Origin of the sequence: Segnochrobactrum spirostomi, from assembly GCF_009600605.1 — a bacterium.
Lineage (GTDB): Bacteria > Pseudomonadota > Alphaproteobacteria > Rhizobiales > Segnochrobactraceae > Segnochrobactrum > Segnochrobactrum spirostomi.
On sequence record NZ_VWNA01000001.1, the window covers coordinates 341,316 to 359,636 of the forward strand.

Annotated in this window: 11 protein-coding genes and 1 pseudogene; 7 read left to right on the forward strand and 5 right to left on the reverse strand. The window is 69.4% G+C overall.

The features are described from left to right. Window position 1: 1 nt before the first annotated feature. Complete coding sequence (locus tag F0357_RS01525) at window positions 2-796, forward strand: ABC transporter ATP-binding protein (RefSeq protein WP_153477978.1); 795 nt, start codon at window positions 2-4, stop codon at window positions 794-796. Here the strand turns inward: F0357_RS01525 and F0357_RS01530 are convergent, their stop codons facing one another. Continuing rightward, on the reverse strand, window positions 797-2,323 hold the full coding sequence (locus F0357_RS01530; RefSeq protein ID WP_153477981.1) for an alkaline phosphatase family protein: 1,527 nt from the start codon (window positions 2,321-2,323) through the stop codon (window positions 797-799). Window positions 2,324-2,423: 100 nt separating this feature from the next. Further along, entirely contained in the window at window positions 2,424-3,344 is a 921-nt protein-coding gene (locus F0357_RS01535; RefSeq protein ID WP_153477983.1) for a LysR substrate-binding domain-containing protein, read from the reverse strand. Between the two features lie 122 nt (window positions 3,345-3,466). Between F0357_RS01535 and betC the strand changes: the two genes are divergently transcribed. The 4 genes from betC to F0357_RS01555 all read left to right on the forward strand — a co-directional run bounded on the left by betC (window position 3,467) and on the right by F0357_RS01555 (window position 7,541). Continuing rightward, the gene (betC, locus tag F0357_RS01540; RefSeq protein WP_312861406.1) at window positions 3,467-4,990 is read left to right on the forward strand and encodes a choline-sulfatase; all 1,524 of its coding nucleotides are present in this window, start codon (window positions 3,467-3,469) and stop codon (window positions 4,988-4,990) included. A 46-nt stretch (window positions 4,991-5,036) separates the two neighbouring features. Continuing rightward, window positions 5,037-5,987, forward strand: a complete 951-nt coding sequence (choX, locus tag F0357_RS01545) for a choline ABC transporter substrate-binding protein (protein WP_153477985.1) — start codon at window positions 5,037-5,039, stop codon at window positions 5,985-5,987. A 335-nt stretch (window positions 5,988-6,322) separates the two neighbouring features. Next, complete coding sequence (locus F0357_RS01550) at window positions 6,323-6,955, forward strand: 2OG-Fe(II) oxygenase (protein WP_153477987.1); 633 nt, start codon at window positions 6,323-6,325, stop codon at window positions 6,953-6,955. Window positions 6,956-7,058: 103 nt separating this feature from the next. Next, window positions 7,059-7,541, forward strand: a complete 483-nt coding sequence (locus F0357_RS01555) for a YaiI/YqxD family protein (protein WP_153477989.1) — start codon at window positions 7,059-7,061, stop codon at window positions 7,539-7,541. Window positions 7,542-7,551: 10 nt separating this feature from the next. On the opposite strand, the gene F0357_RS01560 is transcribed toward F0357_RS01555, so the two are convergent. Continuing rightward, window positions 7,552-8,649, reverse strand: a complete 1,098-nt coding sequence (locus F0357_RS01560) for a c-type cytochrome (protein WP_153477991.1) — start codon at window positions 8,647-8,649, stop codon at window positions 7,552-7,554. 209 nt (window positions 8,650-8,858) lie between these two features. On the opposite strand from F0357_RS01560, the gene F0357_RS01565 reads away from it, so the two are divergent. Beyond that, window positions 8,859-10,904, forward strand: coding sequence for a DEAD/DEAH box helicase (locus tag F0357_RS01565; protein WP_153477993.1), 2,046 nt, complete (start codon window positions 8,859-8,861; stop codon window positions 10,902-10,904). Window positions 10,905-10,975: 71 nt separating this feature from the next. On the opposite strand, the gene F0357_RS01570 is transcribed toward F0357_RS01565, so the two are convergent. After that, complete coding sequence (locus F0357_RS01570) at window positions 10,976-13,042, reverse strand: methyl-accepting chemotaxis protein (RefSeq protein ID WP_208948161.1); 2,067 nt, start codon at window positions 13,040-13,042, stop codon at window positions 10,976-10,978. 841 nt (window positions 13,043-13,883) lie between these two features. Between F0357_RS01570 and F0357_RS24320 the strand changes: the two genes are divergently transcribed. Next, window positions 13,884-14,327 carry a septal ring lytic transglycosylase RlpA family protein gene (locus tag F0357_RS24320; protein ID WP_246161287.1) on the forward strand — a complete coding sequence of 148 codons (444 nt, stop codon included), beginning with the start codon at window positions 13,884-13,886 and terminating at the stop codon, window positions 14,325-14,327. A gap of 106 nt (window positions 14,328-14,433) precedes the next feature. Here F0357_RS24320 and metH read toward each other — a convergent pair. Further along, window positions 14,434-18,303 (reverse strand): annotated as a pseudogene (gene metH, locus F0357_RS01580) (methionine synthase). Window positions 18,304-18,321 lie beyond the last annotated feature (18 nt).

An 18,321-nucleotide genomic window follows, 5' to 3' on the forward strand; every position in this document is an offset into this window, starting at 1 on the left:
CATGAACAGTGGCCTGAGCCTCACGAATCTGACGTGCCGCTACCGCCTCGCCGGCCGCGAGGTCATGGCGCTCGACGGCGTGTCGCTCAGCGTCGCGCCGGGCGAGATCGTCGGCCTCGTCGGCGAATCCGGTTCGGGCAAGACCACCCTCGCTCGCCTCGCGGCGCGGCTCGCCGCGCCCACCGCCGGCACCGTCGCGCTCGACGGGGTCGACGTGACCAGAACCGAAGGGCGCGCGCTGCTGCCCTTCCGCCGGGCGGTGCAGATCGTGTTCCAGGACCCGCTCGCCGCGCTCAACCCGCGGGCGACCGTCGCCCGGCTCCTCGGCGATCCGCTCGCCGTCCACGCCATCGTGCCGCGCGCCGAGCGGGCCGCGGAGATCGCCCGCCTGCTCGCGAGCGCCGGGCTGCCGGAGAGTTTCGCCGCGCGGCGGCCGGGCGACCTCTCGGGCGGCCAGCGCCAGCGCATCGCGATCCTGCGCGCGCTCGCCTGCCGGCCGCGCATCCTGATCTGCGACGAGCCCGTCGCCTCGCTCGACGTGTCGGTGCGGGCGCAAATCCTGAACCTGCTCGCCGGGCTGCGGCAGGAGACGGGCCTCGGGCTCCTGTTCATCTCCCACGATCTCGCCGTGGTGCGGCGCATCGCCGACCGCGTCGTCGTGCTGCGGTCGGGGCGGATCGTCGAGGAGGGCCCGAGCGCGCGGATCTGGAGCGCGCCGCAGGACGATTATACCCGCGCCCTCATCGCCGCGGTGCCGCGCGGCGAGCCCGGCGCCCGCCGCCGCGCGCTTCCCTGATCACGCCCGTCCGTCGACGAGGCCCCGCGCCGTCAGTTCGAGCCCGGTCAGGCGGCGGTCGAGATGGCGCGCGCGCCAGGCGAGCAGCGCTTCGGCGCAGGCGAGCCGGGCGTCGCGATAAGCCGGATCGTCGGCCAGATTGACGAGTTCGCCCGGGTCTTCCTGAAGGTCGAACAGGAGCGGCGGCAGGCCGGCGAAGTGGACATATTTGAAGCGCTCGCCGCGATGGACGGCGAGGGAGAGCTCGTCGAGCCCGAGGCCGAAATAGCGGCCCGCCTCGCCGCTCGCGACCTCGCGGAAATCGTATTCGAAATGCGCCGCGTCGCGCCAGCCGGCGACGGAGGCCGCCCCGTCGAGGAACGGCAGCAGCGAGCGCCCGTCGAGATAACGCGGCGCGGGGGCACCGACGAGGTCCATGATCGTCGGCACCACATCGACCGCCTCGGTGAAGGCCTCGACGACGCGGCCCTGGCCGGCCGGCCGCCGCGGATCGTGCACGATCAGCGGCACATGATAGCTCTGGTCGTAGAAGCCGTATTTGCCGAGCGCCCAATGGTCGCCCAACATCTCACCGTGATCCGCGGTGAGGACGACGACGGTGTTGTCCGCCGCGCCGGCGTCGGCGATCGCCCCGAGAAGGCGGCCGATCTGCGCGTCGACCTCGCTCACCATGCCCCAATAGACGGCGCGCAGCACGTCGAAGTCGCGCTCGGTCCAGTCCGTGACGGGATCGCCGCCGATCAGGAAGTGGCTCCCCTCGCGCATCTGCTCACCCCAATAGGCGTTGAGCGGGTGGCTGCCGCGGTCGATTTCCGGCGTCGCGGCGCGCCGATAGGCCGGCCCCTCCGCCGGGTCGTAGAGGGTGCTGTAGGGCGCGGGAACGACGAAGGGCGGATGCGGCCGCAGAAACGAGACGTGGGCGAACCAGGGCTCGCCGGCGCGCTGCTCGCCGAGCCAGCGGATCGCCTCGCCGGTGAGAAAGGCCGTCTCGGTCTCCTCGGCGCCATAGCGGGCCGGTGCCTGGGTCGGGCGGGTCGCGCCGTCGGCGGGGCGGTAGATGTCCCAGCGCTCGGCGGGAATGGTGTGGCCGCGGGCGGCGAGCCAGGAGAGCCAGGGGCCGTTGTCCTCGGGCAGGCGCACCCGCACCGTGAAGCCGGGCAGCACGCCCTCGTACGTCCTGAGCCGCGGATCGTCGCCCGAGGTCGTGCGCGGATCGATCGATTGATCGGTGTAGCCGAACAAAGTCGGATCGTAGCCGAGCCGGCGGGCCATCTCGGCGAGCGTATCGTGGCGGGCGTCGAGCGGCGTGCCGTTGCGCACCACCCGGTTCGTCATCTGGTAGAGGCCGGTATAGAGGCAGGCGCGGGCCGGGCTGCACGGCGCAGCCCCGGCGAAATGGCGGCGGAACACGGTGCTGCGCGCCGCGAGCCGATCGATGTGCGGCGTCTTCACCACGGGGTGACCCGCCGCACCGAAGCTGTCGCCGCGCCATTGGTCGGCGGTGATGAGAAGAACGTTCGGGCGCATAGGGAACTCCGGCGGATCGACGAGGCGGCGCACTATGCCACCGGCCCCGTGACCGGACTATGGAGGCAGACGAGACTTTTCAGCCCGCCTGCAATGCCGTTCACCCGCCGTCCGGCGCGGCGAAGGCGGCGGTGATCCAGCGGCAGAAATCGCGCAGGACGGCGGTCTCCGTCCTTCCCTGCGGCACCACCAGATGATAGCCGCGCTGGGTTGCGAGCGGCGGCAGGTCGATCTCCGCGAGGAGGCCCCGCGCCAGCGGCCCCTCGATGAGCGGACGCCAGCCGAGGGCGAAGCCCTGGCCGGCGATCGCCGCATCGAGCAGCAGCGGATAGTTCGTGAAGGCGAGATCGCGCGCGCCACGGCGGCGCACGGCCCCGAACTGAGCGAGATAATCGGTCCAGGTGAGCCAGCGGTCGCCGCCGCCTTCGAGGTGGAGGAGCGGGCTCGCGGCGAGCGCTTCGGCGCGGGCGAGCGTCTCCGCAAGCGTGGCGGCGAGCGCCGGGCTCGCGACGGGCACCACCTCCTCGCCGACGAGGCGCACGACCCTGCGCAGGCCCCGCGGCGGCATGCCGAAATGAATGGCGACGTCGCCGGCGCTGAAATCGAGATCGAAGCCGCTCGTCTGGCTGGTGACGATACGAACATCGATGTCCGGCACCGCAGCCTGAAGTTCGCCGAGCCGCGGCACCAGCCAGAACGAGGCGAACGCGAAGTCGGTGTGCACCGTGAGCTGGCGCCGCGCCCCGATCGACCGCGCGGCCGTGAGCCCCGCATCGACGAGGTCGAGCCCGCGGCTCAGGGCCTCGTGCAGAGCGGCGCCCGCCTCGGTCGTTCTCACCCCGCGCCAGACCCGCTCGAACAGCCGCACGCCGAGATCGGCCTCGAGGTTCGCCACGTGATGGCTGATCGCCGATTGCGTCATCCCGAGCTGGCGGGCGGCGGCGGAAAAGCTGCCCGTCTCGGCCGCCGCCTCGAAGGCGGCGAGCTCGTTGAGCGGAAGACGGCGGCGGCGGCGTTCCATGAATGAGACTCATACCTACATGATCAATAGACTACTTTACGATCGGCCCCTTCGAAAACAGCATTTTCCCGTTCAACGCGCACCCGCAGGCGGCCTCGCCCGGGTGTGAACGGGAGATCGACGTGCCGGCGGCAAAGCCCAACATCCTCGTCATCATGGCCGATCAGATGGCCCCGGCCTTCCTGCCGGCTTATGGCCATCCGGTGGTGAAGGCCCCGAACATCGCCGCGCTCGCCCGCGACGGCGTCGTGTTCGACGCGGCCTATTGCAACAGCCCGCTCTGCTCGCCGTCGCGCGCCGTGTTCATGTCCGGGCGTCTGCCGTCGAAGACCGCGGCCTACGACAACGCCGCCGAGTTCCGCTCCGACATCCCGACCTTCGCGCATTATCTCCGCAAGGCCGGCTACCGCACGGTTCTGTCGGGCAAAATGCATTTCTGCGGCCCGGACCAACTGCACGGCTTCGAGGAGCGGCTGACGACCGACATCTACCCGGCCGATTTCGGCTGGACGCCGGATTGGAGCGCTCCCGAGGCGCGGCCGAGCTGGTATCACAACATGAGCTCGGTGACCGACGCCGGGCTCTGCGTGCGCACCAACCAGCTCGATTTCGACGACGAGGTGGTCTTCGCCGCGACCCGCTCGCTCTACGACCATGTGCGCAGCCCCGACCGCCGGCCGTTCGCGATGGTGGTGTCGCTGACCCATCCGCACGACCCCTTCGCCATCCCCGAAGACTGGTGGAACCTCTACCGGGAAGACGAGATCGACCTACCCGTCGTCGGCGCCGGCGATGTCGCGATGACGCCTCACGAGGCGCGGCTGCACCGCGTCTGCGACATGGCGAACGCCGAGGTCACCGAGGCCCACGTCCGCAATGCCCGGCGCGCCTATTACGGGGCGATCTCCTATGTCGACGACAATGTCGGCAAGCTGATGCGCGTGCTGCGCGAGACCGGGCTCGCCGACGACACCGTGGTGATGATCACCAGCGACCACGGCGAAATGCTGGGCGAGCGCGGCTTCTGGTACAAGATGAGCTTCTTCGAGGGCGCGTCCCGCGTGCCCCTCATCGTCCACGCCCCCGGCCGCTATACGCCGAAGCGCGTCGCCGCCGCGGTCTCCCTCGTCGATCTCGCCCCGACCTTTCTCGACATCGCGACCGACGGCGCGCCCCCGCCCCTCGCGACCCCGATCGAAGGGCGCAGTCTCCGGCCACATCTCCTCGGCAGCGGCGGCCACGACGAGGCGATCGGCGAATATCTCGCCGAAGGGGCGATCGCACCGATCCTGATGATCCGTCGCGGCGCCCTCAAGTTCGTCCACTCGCCCGCCGACCCGGACCAGCTCTACGACCTCTCGGCCGATCCGCACGAGCGGACGAACCTCGCGAGCGATCCGGCCTATGCGCCAATCGTCGCGGCCTACCGGGCGGAGATCGCCGAGCGCTGGGATTTGGAGGCCATCGACCGGGCCGTGCGCGAGAGCCAGCAGCGCCGCCATCTCGTCGCCGGCTCGCTGTCGATCGGCACGCCGGCACCCTGGGATTACCAGCCGCCGCGCGATGCGAGCCGCGAGTACATCCGCAACCACATGGACCTCGACGATCTCGAGGCGCGCGCCCGGTTTCCGCGCGTGCGCCCCTGAGCGCGACCGCTCTTTCAGACAGCCACAACGAAACCAGGGGATCACCATGACGACACGCCGCCTCAAGCGCCTCGCTGCCGCCTCGCTCGCCGCCCTCCTCGTCGGAACCGGCGCCGCGGCCGCCGACGAGGCCTCCTGCACCCGCGTCCGCATGTCCGACCCGGGCTGGACCGACATCACCTCGACCAACGCCATGCTCGGCCTCGTGCTCGAAGCGCTCGGCTACCAGCAGAAGGTCGAGACGCTGAGCGTGCCGATCACCTTCGAGGCTTTGAAGAACGGCCAGATCGACGTCTTCCTCGGCAATTGGATGCCGGCACAGAAGCGCTTCGTCGAGCCTCTCACCACCGCCGGCGACCTCGTCACCGTGCGCACCAACCTGAAGGGCATCCGCTTCACCCTCGCGGTGCCGAACTACGTCGCCGCCGAAGGGGTGAAGTCCTTCGCCGACCTCGCCGCCCACAAGGACAAGTTCGACGGCAAGATCTACGGCATCGAGCCCGGCGCGCCGGCGAACCAGAACATCCAGAAGATGATCGACGCCGGCGATTTCGGCCTCAAGGGCTGGAAGGTCGTGGAATCGAGCGAGCAGGGCATGCTCTCGCAGGTCGACAAGGCGGAGCGCTCCAAGGGCTGGATCGTGTTCCTCGCCTGGGAGCCGCATCCGATGAACAAGGATTATCCCCTCACCTATCTCGCCGGCGGCGATGCCTATTTCGGCCCGAACTTCGGCGCCGCCGAAGTCAACACGGTGACGCGCAAGGGCTTCGCCAAGGACTGCCCGAATCTCGAACGGCTTCTGAACCAGGTCAGCTTCACCGTCGACATGGAAAACGCGGTCATGGGCGAGATCCTGGCCAGGGGCGCCGACCCGAAAGCCGCCGCGAAGGCGGAACTCAAAACGCATGCCGACCTTGTGAACACTTGGATCGCGGGGGTTAAGACCGCGTCCGGCGGCGACGGCGCCGCGGCGGTCAAGAGCGCGCTCGGCTTCTGAGCCGCGCCGCGAGCGCGCCCGAGCGGCCCGATCTACCGGAAGGGGCTCGCGATTTCCGGCCGGAACGGCCCATCCTCGGCCTCGGGACGCCCTGGCGCCCCGAGGCCCTTCGCGGCCCGCCGATGCGCTCTCCGACCTGTTCGGTGGCGGCGCAGGTGCTCAAGGCCCGCCCATCTCCGCGTCATGTACGCATCTTGCCGCGGGCCGATCCGAAGCCTTAGATGAAGGCGGCCCACGCATTCTGCGACTCGGTCGCAATCGCGCCGCAATCCCGGCGCAAGCGGGGCGACAGGCCTTTTGAAGGAGGCGGGGCCGCACGCGTCCCGCGCGCAGCGATGAGCTATCTCGACTACGCCGCCCTCGAAGCGACCCCGCTCCAGCGCGACCCCTACGATTTCCTCGTGGTGCCGAACTTCGTCCTCTCCGATCGGATGAAGAGCGTGCTCGCCGATTATCCCGAGGTGCCCGGCCCCGGCTCGCACCCGCCCTCCGAGCTCACCATCCAGGGCGACTTCGCTGCGCTGATGGAGGAGCTCGACGGCCCGGCCTTCCGCGACGCCATCGAGCGCAAGTTCGGTCTCGACCTTTCCGACCGGCCGACGATGTACACGGTGCGCGGCTATTGCCGGAAGACCGACGGCAAGATCCACACCGACTCGAAGACCAAGGTCATCACGGTCCTCGTCTACCTGAACCAGGATTGGGACGCCGACGGCGGCCGCCTGCGCATCCTGCGGGACGGCGAGAATCTCGACAATTATGTCGCCGAGGTGCCCCCGAACGGCGGCACGCTGCTCGTGTTCCGCCGCTCGGACAATTCCTGGCACGGCCACGAGCCGTTCGAGGGCCGTCGCCGGGCGATCCAGATGAACTGGGTGACCGACGACGACGTCGTGGCGCACGAACAGCGCCGCCACCGCATCTCGACCACCATGAAGAAGCTGAACCCGTTCCGGAAGGCCGGCTGAGGCCGCCTCCGGTTTCATTCGGTTTCGATGACCCGTTCCCGACGCCGCCGGTTCGCCCGGCGGCGTCTTCGTTTGGACGAACACTGCCCAGGACGAACCGCGCATGAGCGACGCCGCCGCCCCCATCGTCGTCTATGTCGATGCCGACGCCTGTCCGGTGAAGGCGGAGATCTACCGCGTGGCCGAGCGGCGCGGGCTCAAGGTGGTGCTCGTGGCGAACAGCGGCCTGATGCTGCCGCGTGATCCAGGCTTTCCGATCGAGCGCGTGCTGGTGCCCGGCGGCCTCAACGTCGCCGACGACTGGATCGCCGAGCGCGCGGGTGCCGGCGACATCGTCGTCACCGCCGACATTCCGCTCGCCGACCGTTGCGTGAAGGCGGGCGCGACGGTCCTCGCCCCGAACGGCCGCGCCTTCACCACCGCCTCGATCGGGATGGCGCTCGCCACGCGGAATCTCATGGAAGACCTGCGCTCGGCCGGCGCGACGACGGGCGGGCCACCGCCGTTTTCGCCGAAGGATCGTTCCGCCTTCCTCGCCGCCCTCGACCTCGCCGCCGTGCGCATCGCCCGCGGCCGTCAGGCCTGACGGCGCGGTCTCATTGCAGGCCGGTCGGCTGCTGCGCGGCACCCGGCTGCGGCGTCAGATCCTGCGGCGCCTGTTGCTGCTGCTGTTGCCGCTGGGCGTTCTGGAGCTCCTGGATCTCCTTCTGCCGGGCTTTGAGGCGCGCCTCGTTCTTGAGGGCGACGATGCGCCGGGCGATCGGGCCGAAGGGGCCGAATTTGTGCTCCTCCTCGCTGAACTCGTCGGCATAGGGCCCGTACGGCACATCCACCGGCTTCAGAAGAAGATCCGGGAAGTCCTTGTCGAGTCCCTTCTTTTTCGGCCGGGGCTGCGACAGCACATAGGCCGCGACGTCCCACGCCTCGTCGACCTTGAGGTTCGGCGACCAATAATCCGTGCCGTGCGGCATGTTGGAGTGGACAAAGTTCGCCATGGTGATGAGGCGGGCCATGCCGGCGCCGTCGTTGAAGCTGTCCTTGCCCCACAGCGGCGGGATCATGTAACCGCGGTCCTTCACGACCGCGCTCCAGCGGATGCCCTCGCCCTTCTTGCCGTGGCACATCGCGCAGGTCGCCGCATAGATCGGCTCGCCGCGCTTCGGATCGGCCGGCCGCGTCAGCCACGAGATATGCCCGGCGCCCTGATCGGGCGGGATCTTCCCGTTGCTCATGCCGGTCGAGAGATAATCGAGATAGGCGACGAGCGCCTTCATCTCCGGCGCATCCTCGGGCATCGCCTTGCCGTTCAGGCTGCGGGTGAAGCAGGCATTGACGCGGTCGGCGAGCGAGATCGCATCGCCGGTGCGCGCGTTGTAATGGGGAAACAGGTCCCTCAGACCGTAGAGCGGCAGGGCGAAGCGCTGCGTGCCGGCCTGGAGATGGCAATCGGTGCAGGCGAGATTGTTGCCGGCATAGCGCTTCGTGGCATCCGGCACGTCCGGCCCGACGAACGCCGAGGTGCGGCGGACGATCTCGAGCCCCTTGAGCGCCATCGTATCCGGACCCGGCGAACCTTGCGGTGCGAACGCCGTCGACTGGCCTTGGGCGACGCCCGCGAGGCCGAGGACGAGCGCCGCCGCCGCGCCGAGACGGAGCCGCAACGGGCGGGGAAAAAGTCGCGGAAATCGCGTCATGCCGGAATTCTTCCAATGCCGAGGTGTGGCAGCATAGATCGACGACAAGCTGGCGTGGAGATGGTCGGCGCACCCTTTTCGCGCGCGCAGGGCTGTTTCCCGTTCCCGGCGGATGACAACGGCCCCGCACCCCTCTATGGAACGGTCAATCCCGACACGCTTTCATCGCCGCGCGACCTCGGTCCGCGCCGCCGCTCGAGGCTTTGCACTTGCCCTTTCCCGTCCTGCACCCGGCGATCGCCCGCGCCCTCGCCGAGCGCGATTATTCCGAGCCGACACCGGTTCAGGCCGCCGTCCTCGAAGAGGCCGCTGACGGCCGTGACCTTCTCGTCTCCGCGCAGACCGGATCCGGCAAGACCGTCGCCTACGGTCTCGCCTTCGCCCGGGATCTCCTCGGCGAGCCCGACGCCGCCCCCGCGGGCCTCGACCGGCCGAGCGCGCCGCTCGCCCTCGTCGTCGCGCCGACCCGCGAACTCGCCCTGCAGGTCCACCGCGAGCTGACCTGGCTCTATGCCGCGGCGGGCGCGCGCGTCGTCTCGTGCGTCGGCGGCATGGACCCGAAGGCCGAACGTCGGCGCCTCGCCGACGGCGCCCACATCGTCGTCGGCACGCCCGGCCGCCTCCGCGACCACGTCGAGCGCGGCGCGCTCGATCTCTCGGCGCTCGCCGCCGTCGTCCTCGACGAGGCCGACGAGATGCTCGACCTCGGCTTCCGCGAAGACCTCGAGTTCCTCCTCGAGGCGACGCCGGAAGGCCGCCGCACCCTGCTCTTCTCGGCGACGCTGCCGAAGGACATCGTCGCCCTCGCCGAGCGCTTCCAAGACCGTGCCCTGCGCATCCGCGTCGAAGGCGGCGAGCGGGGCCACGCCGACATCGAATATCGCGCCGTCCGCGTCTTTCCGAACGAGATCGAGCACGCGGTCGTCAACCTGCTGCGCCTCCACGAGGCGCCGGCGGCGATCGTGTTCTGCAACACCCGCAATTCCGTCCGCCACCTCCAGGCGGTGCTGCTCGAGCGCGGCTTCTCGGTCGTCGCGCTCTCCGGCGAACTCGGCCAGAGCGAGCGCAACCAGGCACTCCAGGCGCTGCGCGACGGCCGCGCTCGCGTGTGCGTCGCGACCGACGTCGCCGCCCGCGGCATCGACCTGCCGGGCCTCGCGCTCGTCATCCATGCCGAGCTGCCCAACGATGCCGAGACGCTCCAGCATCGCAGCGGCCGCACCGGCCGGGCGGGCCGCAAGGGCATCAGCGTGCTCCTCGTCGCGCGCAACCGCCGCCGCAAGGCCGAGACGCTGATGGTCAACGCCGGCATCGTGCCGATCTGGAGCGGACCGCCGACGCCGGAGGAAATCCGCGCCCTCGATCGCGCCCGCCTGCTGGCCGATCCGATCCTCACCGAACCCGCCGGCGACGACGACCGGGAGATGGCCGACGCCCTCCTCGCCGAGCGTTCGGCCGAAGACCTCGCGATGGCGCTCGCCCGGCTCTATCGCAGCCGCCTGCCGGCCGCCGAGGACGTCGGCGATCCCGGCGAGGGCCGCGGTGCGGGCGCCGTTCGTGAGCCGCGCGGAAGCCACGCCGCCGCGTCCCAGGGCGGCACCGGCGGCGTCTGGTTCCGCATGGATATCGGCCGCAACAAGCGGGCCGATCCGAAATGGCTGCTGCCGCTGATCTGCCGCCAGGGCGGCATCGGCCGTGAGCATGTCGGCACGATCCGCATCTTCCCCGAGGAGACCCGCTTCGAGATCGCGCAAGCCGCGGCCGGCACCTTCCTCGCCTCGATCCAGCGCGAGCGCGGCGAGGCCGAGATCGTGCCGCTCGGTCCCGACGCCGGCGAGCCGACGCGCGGACCGCGCGGCAAGCCCGGCAAGGGCTTCAAAGGGCCGAAGCGGCCGCGTGAGGCCCGCGGCGACGATGCCGCGCCGCAGGCCGAGACCTATCGCGAGAAGCCGCCGCGCAAGGCGTTCGACCGTCCCGAGCCCGGCGAGGCAGAGCGCCGCTACGAGAAGCCGAAGCGCAGCGACCGCCATGAGGCGGACGCGCCGCGCGCCGCGCCGGATCACGAGCCGAAGAGCGGGCCCTACAAGGGCAAGAAGCGCTCCGCCGAGGCCCCTCGTCCCGGCAAGCCGGAGCGGGCCTACGGCGCAGATGAGCGCAAGCCGCGGTCGAGCACGGACGAGCGCCCGGCCCGCAAGCCGCGCGCGCCTGAGGACGGCGGCAACGCGCCCTACCGCAAGCGTCCCCGTAAAGGCTGAGACACAAAACTGAGGCGGAAGGTCTGAGCCGGCGGCATCGCAGCCGCCGGCCGGATTGGTCGCCCGCCGGATCAGGCCGCCGCGACGGAGCGCAGGAAGCCCTCGATCTCCGTCTCGAGCTTGTCGGTGACGGTGCGCACCGAATGCGACACGTCGAGCACCCGCGTCGCCGAGGCGTTGGTGCCGACGACGGCCGAGTTGAGCTCGTCGATGTCGGTCGCGACCGCCTCGGTGCCCGCCGCGGCGCGCTCGATGTTGGTGCCGATCTCGCTCGTCGCCGCGCTCTGCTCCTCGACCGCCGAGGCGATCGAACCGGCGAAGGCGTTGACCTCCTCGATCGTCGCCGAGATGGCGCGGATCGCGGTCACCGCCTGATCGGTCTCGGCGCGCACGGCGGCGATCTGGGAGGTGATCTCCTCGGTCGCCTTCGAGGTCTGGGCGGCGAGCTGCTTCACCTCCGAGGCGACGACGGCGAAGCCCTTGCCGGCGTCACCGGCACGCGCCGCCTCGATGGTGGCATTGAGGGCGAGCAGGTTGGTCTGGCCGGCGATCGCCTCGATGAGCTGGACCACGTCGCCGATCCGGTTCGCCGCCGCTTGCAGGCTCTCGATCTTCGCGTTCGTCGTGCGGGCGTCGACCGCCGCCTTGCCGATCATCTCGGAGGTGGCGGCGACCTGGCGGGCGATCTCGCCGATGGAACTCGTCAGTTCCTCCGCGGCCGAGGCGACGGACTGCACGTTCGAGGAGGCCCTGGCCGAGGTGTCGCGCGCCGAATGCGCCCGGGTCTCGCTCTCCGTCGCCGCACTGGTCAGTTCCTGGGAGACCGAAGCGAGATCGTTGGAGGCGCGGCTCGCCGCATCGATCATGACGTGGGTCGCTTCGCGGAAGCGGGTGATGAGCGTATCGACCGAGCTCTGCCGACGCTGCTGACGCGCCTGCGCCTCGGCATTCTCCGACTCGAGCTTGTGGCGCTCGATGGCATTTTCCCGGAACACGTCCACGGCGCGGGCGATGGCGCCGATCTCGTCCTTCCGGTCGGTGCCCGCGAGCACGATCGAGGTGTCGTCCGCAGCCAGCAGGCGCATCTTCTCGGTGAGGTCGACGATCGGCTTGGTGATGATCCGCGAGCCGACCCAGACGAGCACCAGCATGCCGATGAGCACCAGGGCCGCGAAGCCGCCCATCATGTTGCGGGCGTCGGTCACCGTCTTCATCGCCAGCCATTGCGGAACGGTCAGGACCAGCGTCCAGACCTCGTCCACACCGGCGATCTTGACCGGGCTTGCGAAGGCGTAGGTCGCGCCGTCCTCGGTCGAGATCTGCCGCATGACGACACCGCCGGCGGAGGCCTCGACGAGCGAGCGGGAGTCGGCATCGGCGACCGGCTTGCCGAGCAGTGACGCGTCCTTGTTCGCCACCCAGATTCCGCCGGTGCCGATCAGGCTCGCATCGCCGCCGCCGAACACCTTCATGCTCTTGGCGAGCGCCGACATGTTCTCCAGCGACAGATCGGTCGTCACGATGCCGATCGGCTTGCCGTCGCGCCGAATGACGACGCTGACGGTCGTCATCAGCACGTCCTTGCCGTTGACGGGATAGATGTAGGGCGGCGTGACGAGGGCGCGGTTCTCGCGCACCGGGCGGTCGTACCAGCTCTCGGTGCCGGCCTCCTTCGTCATGACGAGCTTCTCGACCCCGACCGAGCCGTCCGGCTTGTGGAAGAAGTAGGGGACGAAACGGCCGCTGGCGTCGGAATAGGGATGCGCCGTGAAGTCGGCGTCGTGGCCGTCGAGCGCGTTCGGCTCGAAGGCGAGCGTCATGCCGATCAGGCCCGGATTCTGCGCCACCAGGCTGGTCATCATGCGGCCCAAGGCGTCGCGATCCGCCTTCCCGGCCGCCACGAGACCCTCCACGGCTTCCGCCGCAGCCCGCGCCGTCAGCGCCGCGCGATCGACCTCTTGGGCGAAGTCCTGAGCGTAGTTCGACGCAAGCGTGACGCCGAGGGTTTCGGCATCCAGCCTCACCGCGTTCGTCATCGTCAGCAGGCCGATGCCGCCGACGATCGTCAGCGCGGCCCCGAACAGGGCGCCTGCGAAGACGACGAGTTTGGTGCGGATGGGTAGGTCGGCAATGCGCATGGTCCCCCCGAAGCTTGGAAGCGGCGAAAGGACCGCAGCACGGCGGCCGACCCGGGCTTTGAGCCCGCTCCGGCGGGTCGTGAGCGGCTTTCGCGGCGTTGTTTCCGTCTCGCGATCGGCTCGTAAGTGTACGGTCGCGATGACGATTGGATGCCCTGGCTTGTGCGTGGCTTGCGCTCTCGCAGCCGCGAAGGCGGTGCCCGCGGTGGACATGCGGAGCGCGCCGCAGCGGCAATCCCGCCCCATCGCGGTCACAAGCCTTAAATTTTCCTGATCAACATCGACTAAGCCTAAGCCAATACAGCGCTTTATCAGCGAGTATGGCGACACCCTTTGGGCGTATTTCCTTCTTAGACGTTCGCTCATCGTCAACAACAGTGAGCCATAGTGAAGGATGAACGTTTTCAAGCGTAACGGTAAATCAGCGCAATCGAAAAATAATACGAAGATTTCGGCATTCCTATTGGCGGCCTCAGCGACCTCGATCTACGCCGTCACCATGTTATCAGCCGTTCGTCCAGCGTACGCAGGCGACGCTCCTTTTACCCCAAGCCTCCCCTCATCCTGGGCAGCCGCCGCACCGCAACAAAAGGCCGATTCGAAAGATGCAACGGGTGCGCCTTCGCCCGAGGCGAGCAAGCATCCGGACAGCAGACAGGGTCATCGCGACCTGCGCGCCCGCAACCGCCTCGGCAAGTCCCACCGCAAGGACGTCGAGGATGCGGCGACGTCTCCGGCCGCGGTCGCTCCGGCCGGCAGCCCAGGCGAAGACACCGTCTCGCCCAAGGCGAACGATGCTGCGGCCGGCAAGCGTGCCGCCGTCGAAGGTTCGGCCGCAACCTTGCCGCAGGTCGATCCGGGATCTCCCCTCGGCGCCCGCCGTCAGGCCGAGGCCGCGCAAAGGACCGCGCTGACCGAGGACACGTCCGAGCCCGGCGGCACCAGGACGAGCGACACCGCAGCCGACCGCGTCGACACCTCGCGCTGGGTGGCCTCGGCCGGCCGCAAGTGCGGCAATGCCTCCTGGTACGGATCGGGCGGGTCCCACACCGCGAGCGGCGAGCGCTTCGCCTCGGGCGCCCTCACGGCGGCCCATCGCTCGCTGCCGTTCGGCACGCAGCTCCTCGTCACCGACATGGAGACGAACCGCAGCCTGCTCGTTCGCGTCAACGACCGCGGGCCGTTCACCCGCAGCCGGGTGATCGACCTCTCCCGCGGCGCGGCCCGGGAGCTCGGCTTCGTCGGCCGCGGCGTCATCCCGGTCTGCATGGCGATCGTGGGATGACGGACCCTCACGACGCCGAGAGCGCGCGGGGAGCACGGTGCGGTGGCGGCGTCACGACGCGCCCCTCCCCGGCCTTTCGTGCGCTGCGCCGGACGCCCGGCGTCGTTTACGCCGCGCGGGTGCGTACCGTAGCCGGATCGTAGGCGAGGATCGGGGCGAGCCAGCGCTCGGCCTCGGCGATATCCCAGCCCTTGCGGGCGGCATAATCCTCGATCTGGTCGCGCTCGATGCGCCCGACGCCGAAATAATGGCTCTGGGGATGGGCGAAATAGAGCCCCGACACCGCGGAGGCCGGCCACATGGCATAGCTCTCCGTGAGCTTCAGGCCGATCTCCGACTCGGCGCCGAGGAGATCGAACAGCGTCCGCTTCTCGGTGTGGTCGGGCTGGGCCGGATAACCCGGCGCCGGGCGGATGCCCTGATAGGCCTCCGCGATGAGTTCGGCCGGCGCGAGGTTCTCGCCCGCGGCATAGCCCCAGAACTCGCGGCGCACGCGCGCATGCATCGCCTCGGCGAAGGCCTCGGCGAGGCGGTCGGCGAGGGATTGGGACAGGATCTTCGAATAATCGTCGTTGGCGCGGCTGAAGCGTTCGATGACGGCATCTTCGCCGATGCCCGCCGTCACGGCGAAGCCGCCGACATAATCGGCGACGCCCGATCCGACCGGCGCGACGAAATCGGCGAGCGCGACGTTGCCGCGATCAGTGGTGCGGGCCATCTGCTGGCGCAGAGTGTGGAGCGTCGTCAGGCGCTCGGTCCGGCTGTCGTCCGTGTAGAGCACGATGTCGTCGCCGTCGGCGTTGGCCGGCCAGAAGCCGATGACGCCGCTCGCGGTCAGCCAGCGCTCGCGGACGAGCTGCTTCAGCATCGCCTGGGCGTCGCGGATCAGGTTGCGGGCGGCGGGGCCGACCTTCGGATCGTCGAGCACCAGGGGATAGGTGCCCTTGATCTCCCAAGCCGAGAGGAAAGGCGTCCAGTCGATATAGGGGACGATGTCGCCGAGCGGCACGTCGCGGAACACCCGCGGGCCGAGAAAGCGCGGCCGAACCGGCTGATAGCCACTCCAGTCGATCTTGAAGCGCTTCGCCCGCGCCTCGGTGAGCGGCAGACGGCGGCGGTCTTCCTGGCTGCGGGCATGGCCTTCCGCGATCACCGCATATTCGGTGCGAACCTCGCCGACGAAGGCCTCACGGTCGCCCATGAGACGCGACACGACGCCGACCGCACGGCTCGCGTCGGTGACGTAGACCGCCTGACCGCGATGATAATTCGGGCTGATCTTCACGGCGGTATGGATCCGGCTCGTGGTCGCGCCGCCGATCAGCAGCGGCACGTCGAAGCCCTCGCGCTCCATCTCGGCCGCGACGTGACACATCTCGTCGAGCGACGGCGTGATGAGGCCCGACAGGCCGATGACGTCGACCTTCTCGGCGCGCGCCCGTTCCAGGATGGTCGCGGTCGGCACCATCACGCCGAGATCGATGACCTCGTAATTGTTGCACTGGAGCACGACGCCGACGATGTTCTTGCCGATGTCGTGGACGTCGCCCTTCACGGTCGCGAGCAGCACCTTCGCCGCCGCCGATTGTTCGGTGAGGCCGAGACGCTGCTTCTCCTCCTCCATGAACGGCATCAGATAGGCGACCGCCTGCTTCATCACGCGGGCCGACTTCACCACCTGCGGCAGGAACATCTTGCCGGCGCCGAACAGGTCGCCGACGACGTTCATGCCCGCCATCAGCGGGCCTTCGATGACGTGGAGCGGGCGGTCCGCGGCGGCGCGCGCCTCCTCCGTATCGACCTCGATGAACTCGGTGATGCCGTTGACGAGCGCATGCTCGAGCCGCTTCTCGACCGGCAGCGCCCGCCAAGCGAGATCGACCTCGCGCTTCGCCGCGCCGTCGCCCTTGAAGCGCGCCGCCGCCTCGACGAGGCGCTCGGTCGCGTCGGACCGCCGGTTGAGCACGACATCCTCGCAGAGCTCGCGCAGCTCCGGATCGATGTCGTCGTAGACGCTGAGCTGGCCAGCATTGACGATGCCCATGTCCATGCCCGCGGCAATCGCGTGGTAGAGGAACACGGAGTGCATCGCCGCGCGCACCGGCTCGTTGCCGCGGAACGAGAAGGAGAGGTTCGAGACGCCGCCGGAGACGTGCGCGCCCGGCAGGTTCCGCCGGATCCAGCGCGTCGCCTCGATGAAGTCGACGCCGTAATTGTTGTGTTCGTCGATGCCGGTCGCGACCGCGAAGATATTCGGATCGAAGATGATGTCCTCGGGCGCGAAGCCGACCTTCTTCGTCAGCACGTCGTAGCAGCGACGGCAGATGTCGATCTTGCGCTGGTAGGTGTCCGCCTGCCCCGTTTCGTCGAAGGCCATCACGACGACGGCGGCGCCGTAGCGCTTGACGAGCCGGGCCTGGCGGATGAAGGCCTCCTCACCCTCCTTGAGCGAGATCGAATTGACGATCCCCTTGCCCTGGAGACACTTCAGCCCGGCCTCGATAACGCTCCACTTGGAGGAATCGACCATCACCGGCACGCGCGCGATGTCCGGTTCGGCGGCGACCAGATTGAGGAAGGTCACCATCGCCTTCTCGGAATCGAGCAGGCCCTCGTCCATGTTGACGTCGATGATCTGGGCGCCGCTCTCGACCTGCTCGCGCGCGACGTCGAGGGCGGCGGAATAGTCGCCCTCCTTGACGAGCTTGCGGAAGCGGGCCGAGCCGGTGACGTTGGTCCGTTCGCCGACATTGATGAACACGGCCCGCGTTTCGGACCGCTCGACGGCGACGTCTTCGGAAGACACAGGATCGGACATGGCGTCAGCTCGTCGGGCTTGAGAGGCGGCGATTTGAACGGAAGGCGGCAGCGTTCACGCCGCCACCTCGAAGGGCTCAAGCCCGGCGAGGCGGAGCTTGCGGGGCAGCTTCGGCAGGGCGCGGGGTGTGACGCCCTCGACCGCCTCGGCGATCGCCCGGATGTGGTCCGGCGTCGTGCCGCAGCAGCCGCCGAGCACGTTGACGAGGCCGGCGGTCGCGAACTCCTTGACGAGCGCGGCCATCGCCGCCGGGCTCTCGTCATATTCGCCGAACTCGTTCGGCAGCCCGGCGTTCGGGTAGGCCGAGACGAGGGTGTCGGCGACGCGCGAAAGCTCGTCCACGTGAGCGCGCATCTCCTTGGCGCCGAGCGCGCAATTGAGGCCGATCGCGAACAGATCCGCGTGCCGCACCGAATACCAGAACGCCGTCGGGGTCTGGCCGGAGAGCGTGCGGCCGGACAGGTCGGTGATGGTGCCCGAGACGATGACCGGCAGTTGGAAGCCGGCGGCGTCGAAGGCCTCCTCCACGGCGAACAGCGCCGCCTTGGCGTTGAGCGTGTCGAACACCGTCTCGATCAGGATGATGTCGGCGCCGCCGTCGATGAGGCCGCGCGCGGCCTCGCCATAGGCGATGCGCAGATCGTCGAAGCTGACGGCCCGGTAGCCCGGATCGTTGACGTCCGGCGAGATCGAGGCGGTGCGGTTGGTGGGGCCGATCGCCCCGGCGACGAAGCGCGGGCGGGACGGATCGAGCGCCGTCACCGCCTCGGCCGCCTCGCGGGCGAGGCGGGCGCCTTCGAGATTGAGCTCGTAGGCGAGCGCCTCCATGCCGTAATCGGCCTGGGCGATGCTCGTCGAGGAGAACGTATTGGTCTCGACGATGTCCGCCCCGGCATCGAGATAGGCGCGGTGGATCGCCCGGATGGTGTCCGGCTGGGTCAGGATCAGAAGATCGTTGTTGCCCTTGAGATCGCGCTTCCAGTCGCCGAAGCGGTCACCACGAAAGGCCGCCTCGTCGAACCGGTGACGCTGGATCATCGTGCCCATCGCTCCGTCGATGACGAGGATGCGGCGGCGGGCGAGATCGGCGAGCGCCGCGCTGCGGGCGTTCGCCTCGTCCCGCGTGCGACGCGACGGCGCTGAGGTCGTGGCGGCCATGGCTGAAATCTCCCGAAA

Coding starts and splice junctions, on each gene's coding strand:
- F0357_RS01525 (WP_153477978.1), top strand. CDS start 2: ATGAACAGTGGCCTGAGCCTCACGAATCTGACGTGCCGCTACCGCCTC.
- F0357_RS01530 (WP_153477981.1), bottom strand. CDS start 2,323: ATGCGCCCGAACGTTCTTCTCATCACCGCCGACCAATGGCGCGGCGAC.
- F0357_RS01535 (WP_153477983.1), bottom strand. CDS start 3,344: ATGGAACGCCGCCGCCGCCGTCTTCCGCTCAACGAGCTCGCCGCCTTC.
- choX (WP_153477985.1), top strand. CDS start 5,037: ATGACGACACGCCGCCTCAAGCGCCTCGCTGCCGCCTCGCTCGCCGCC.
- F0357_RS01550 (WP_153477987.1), top strand. CDS start 6,323: ATGAGCTATCTCGACTACGCCGCCCTCGAAGCGACCCCGCTCCAGCGC.
- F0357_RS01555 (WP_153477989.1), top strand. CDS start 7,059: ATGAGCGACGCCGCCGCCCCCATCGTCGTCTATGTCGATGCCGACGCC.
- F0357_RS01560 (WP_153477991.1), bottom strand. CDS start 8,649: ATGACGCGATTTCCGCGACTTTTTCCCCGCCCGTTGCGGCTCCGTCTC.
- F0357_RS01570 (WP_208948161.1), bottom strand. CDS start 13,042: ATGCGCATTGCCGACCTACCCATCCGCACCAAACTCGTCGTCTTCGCA.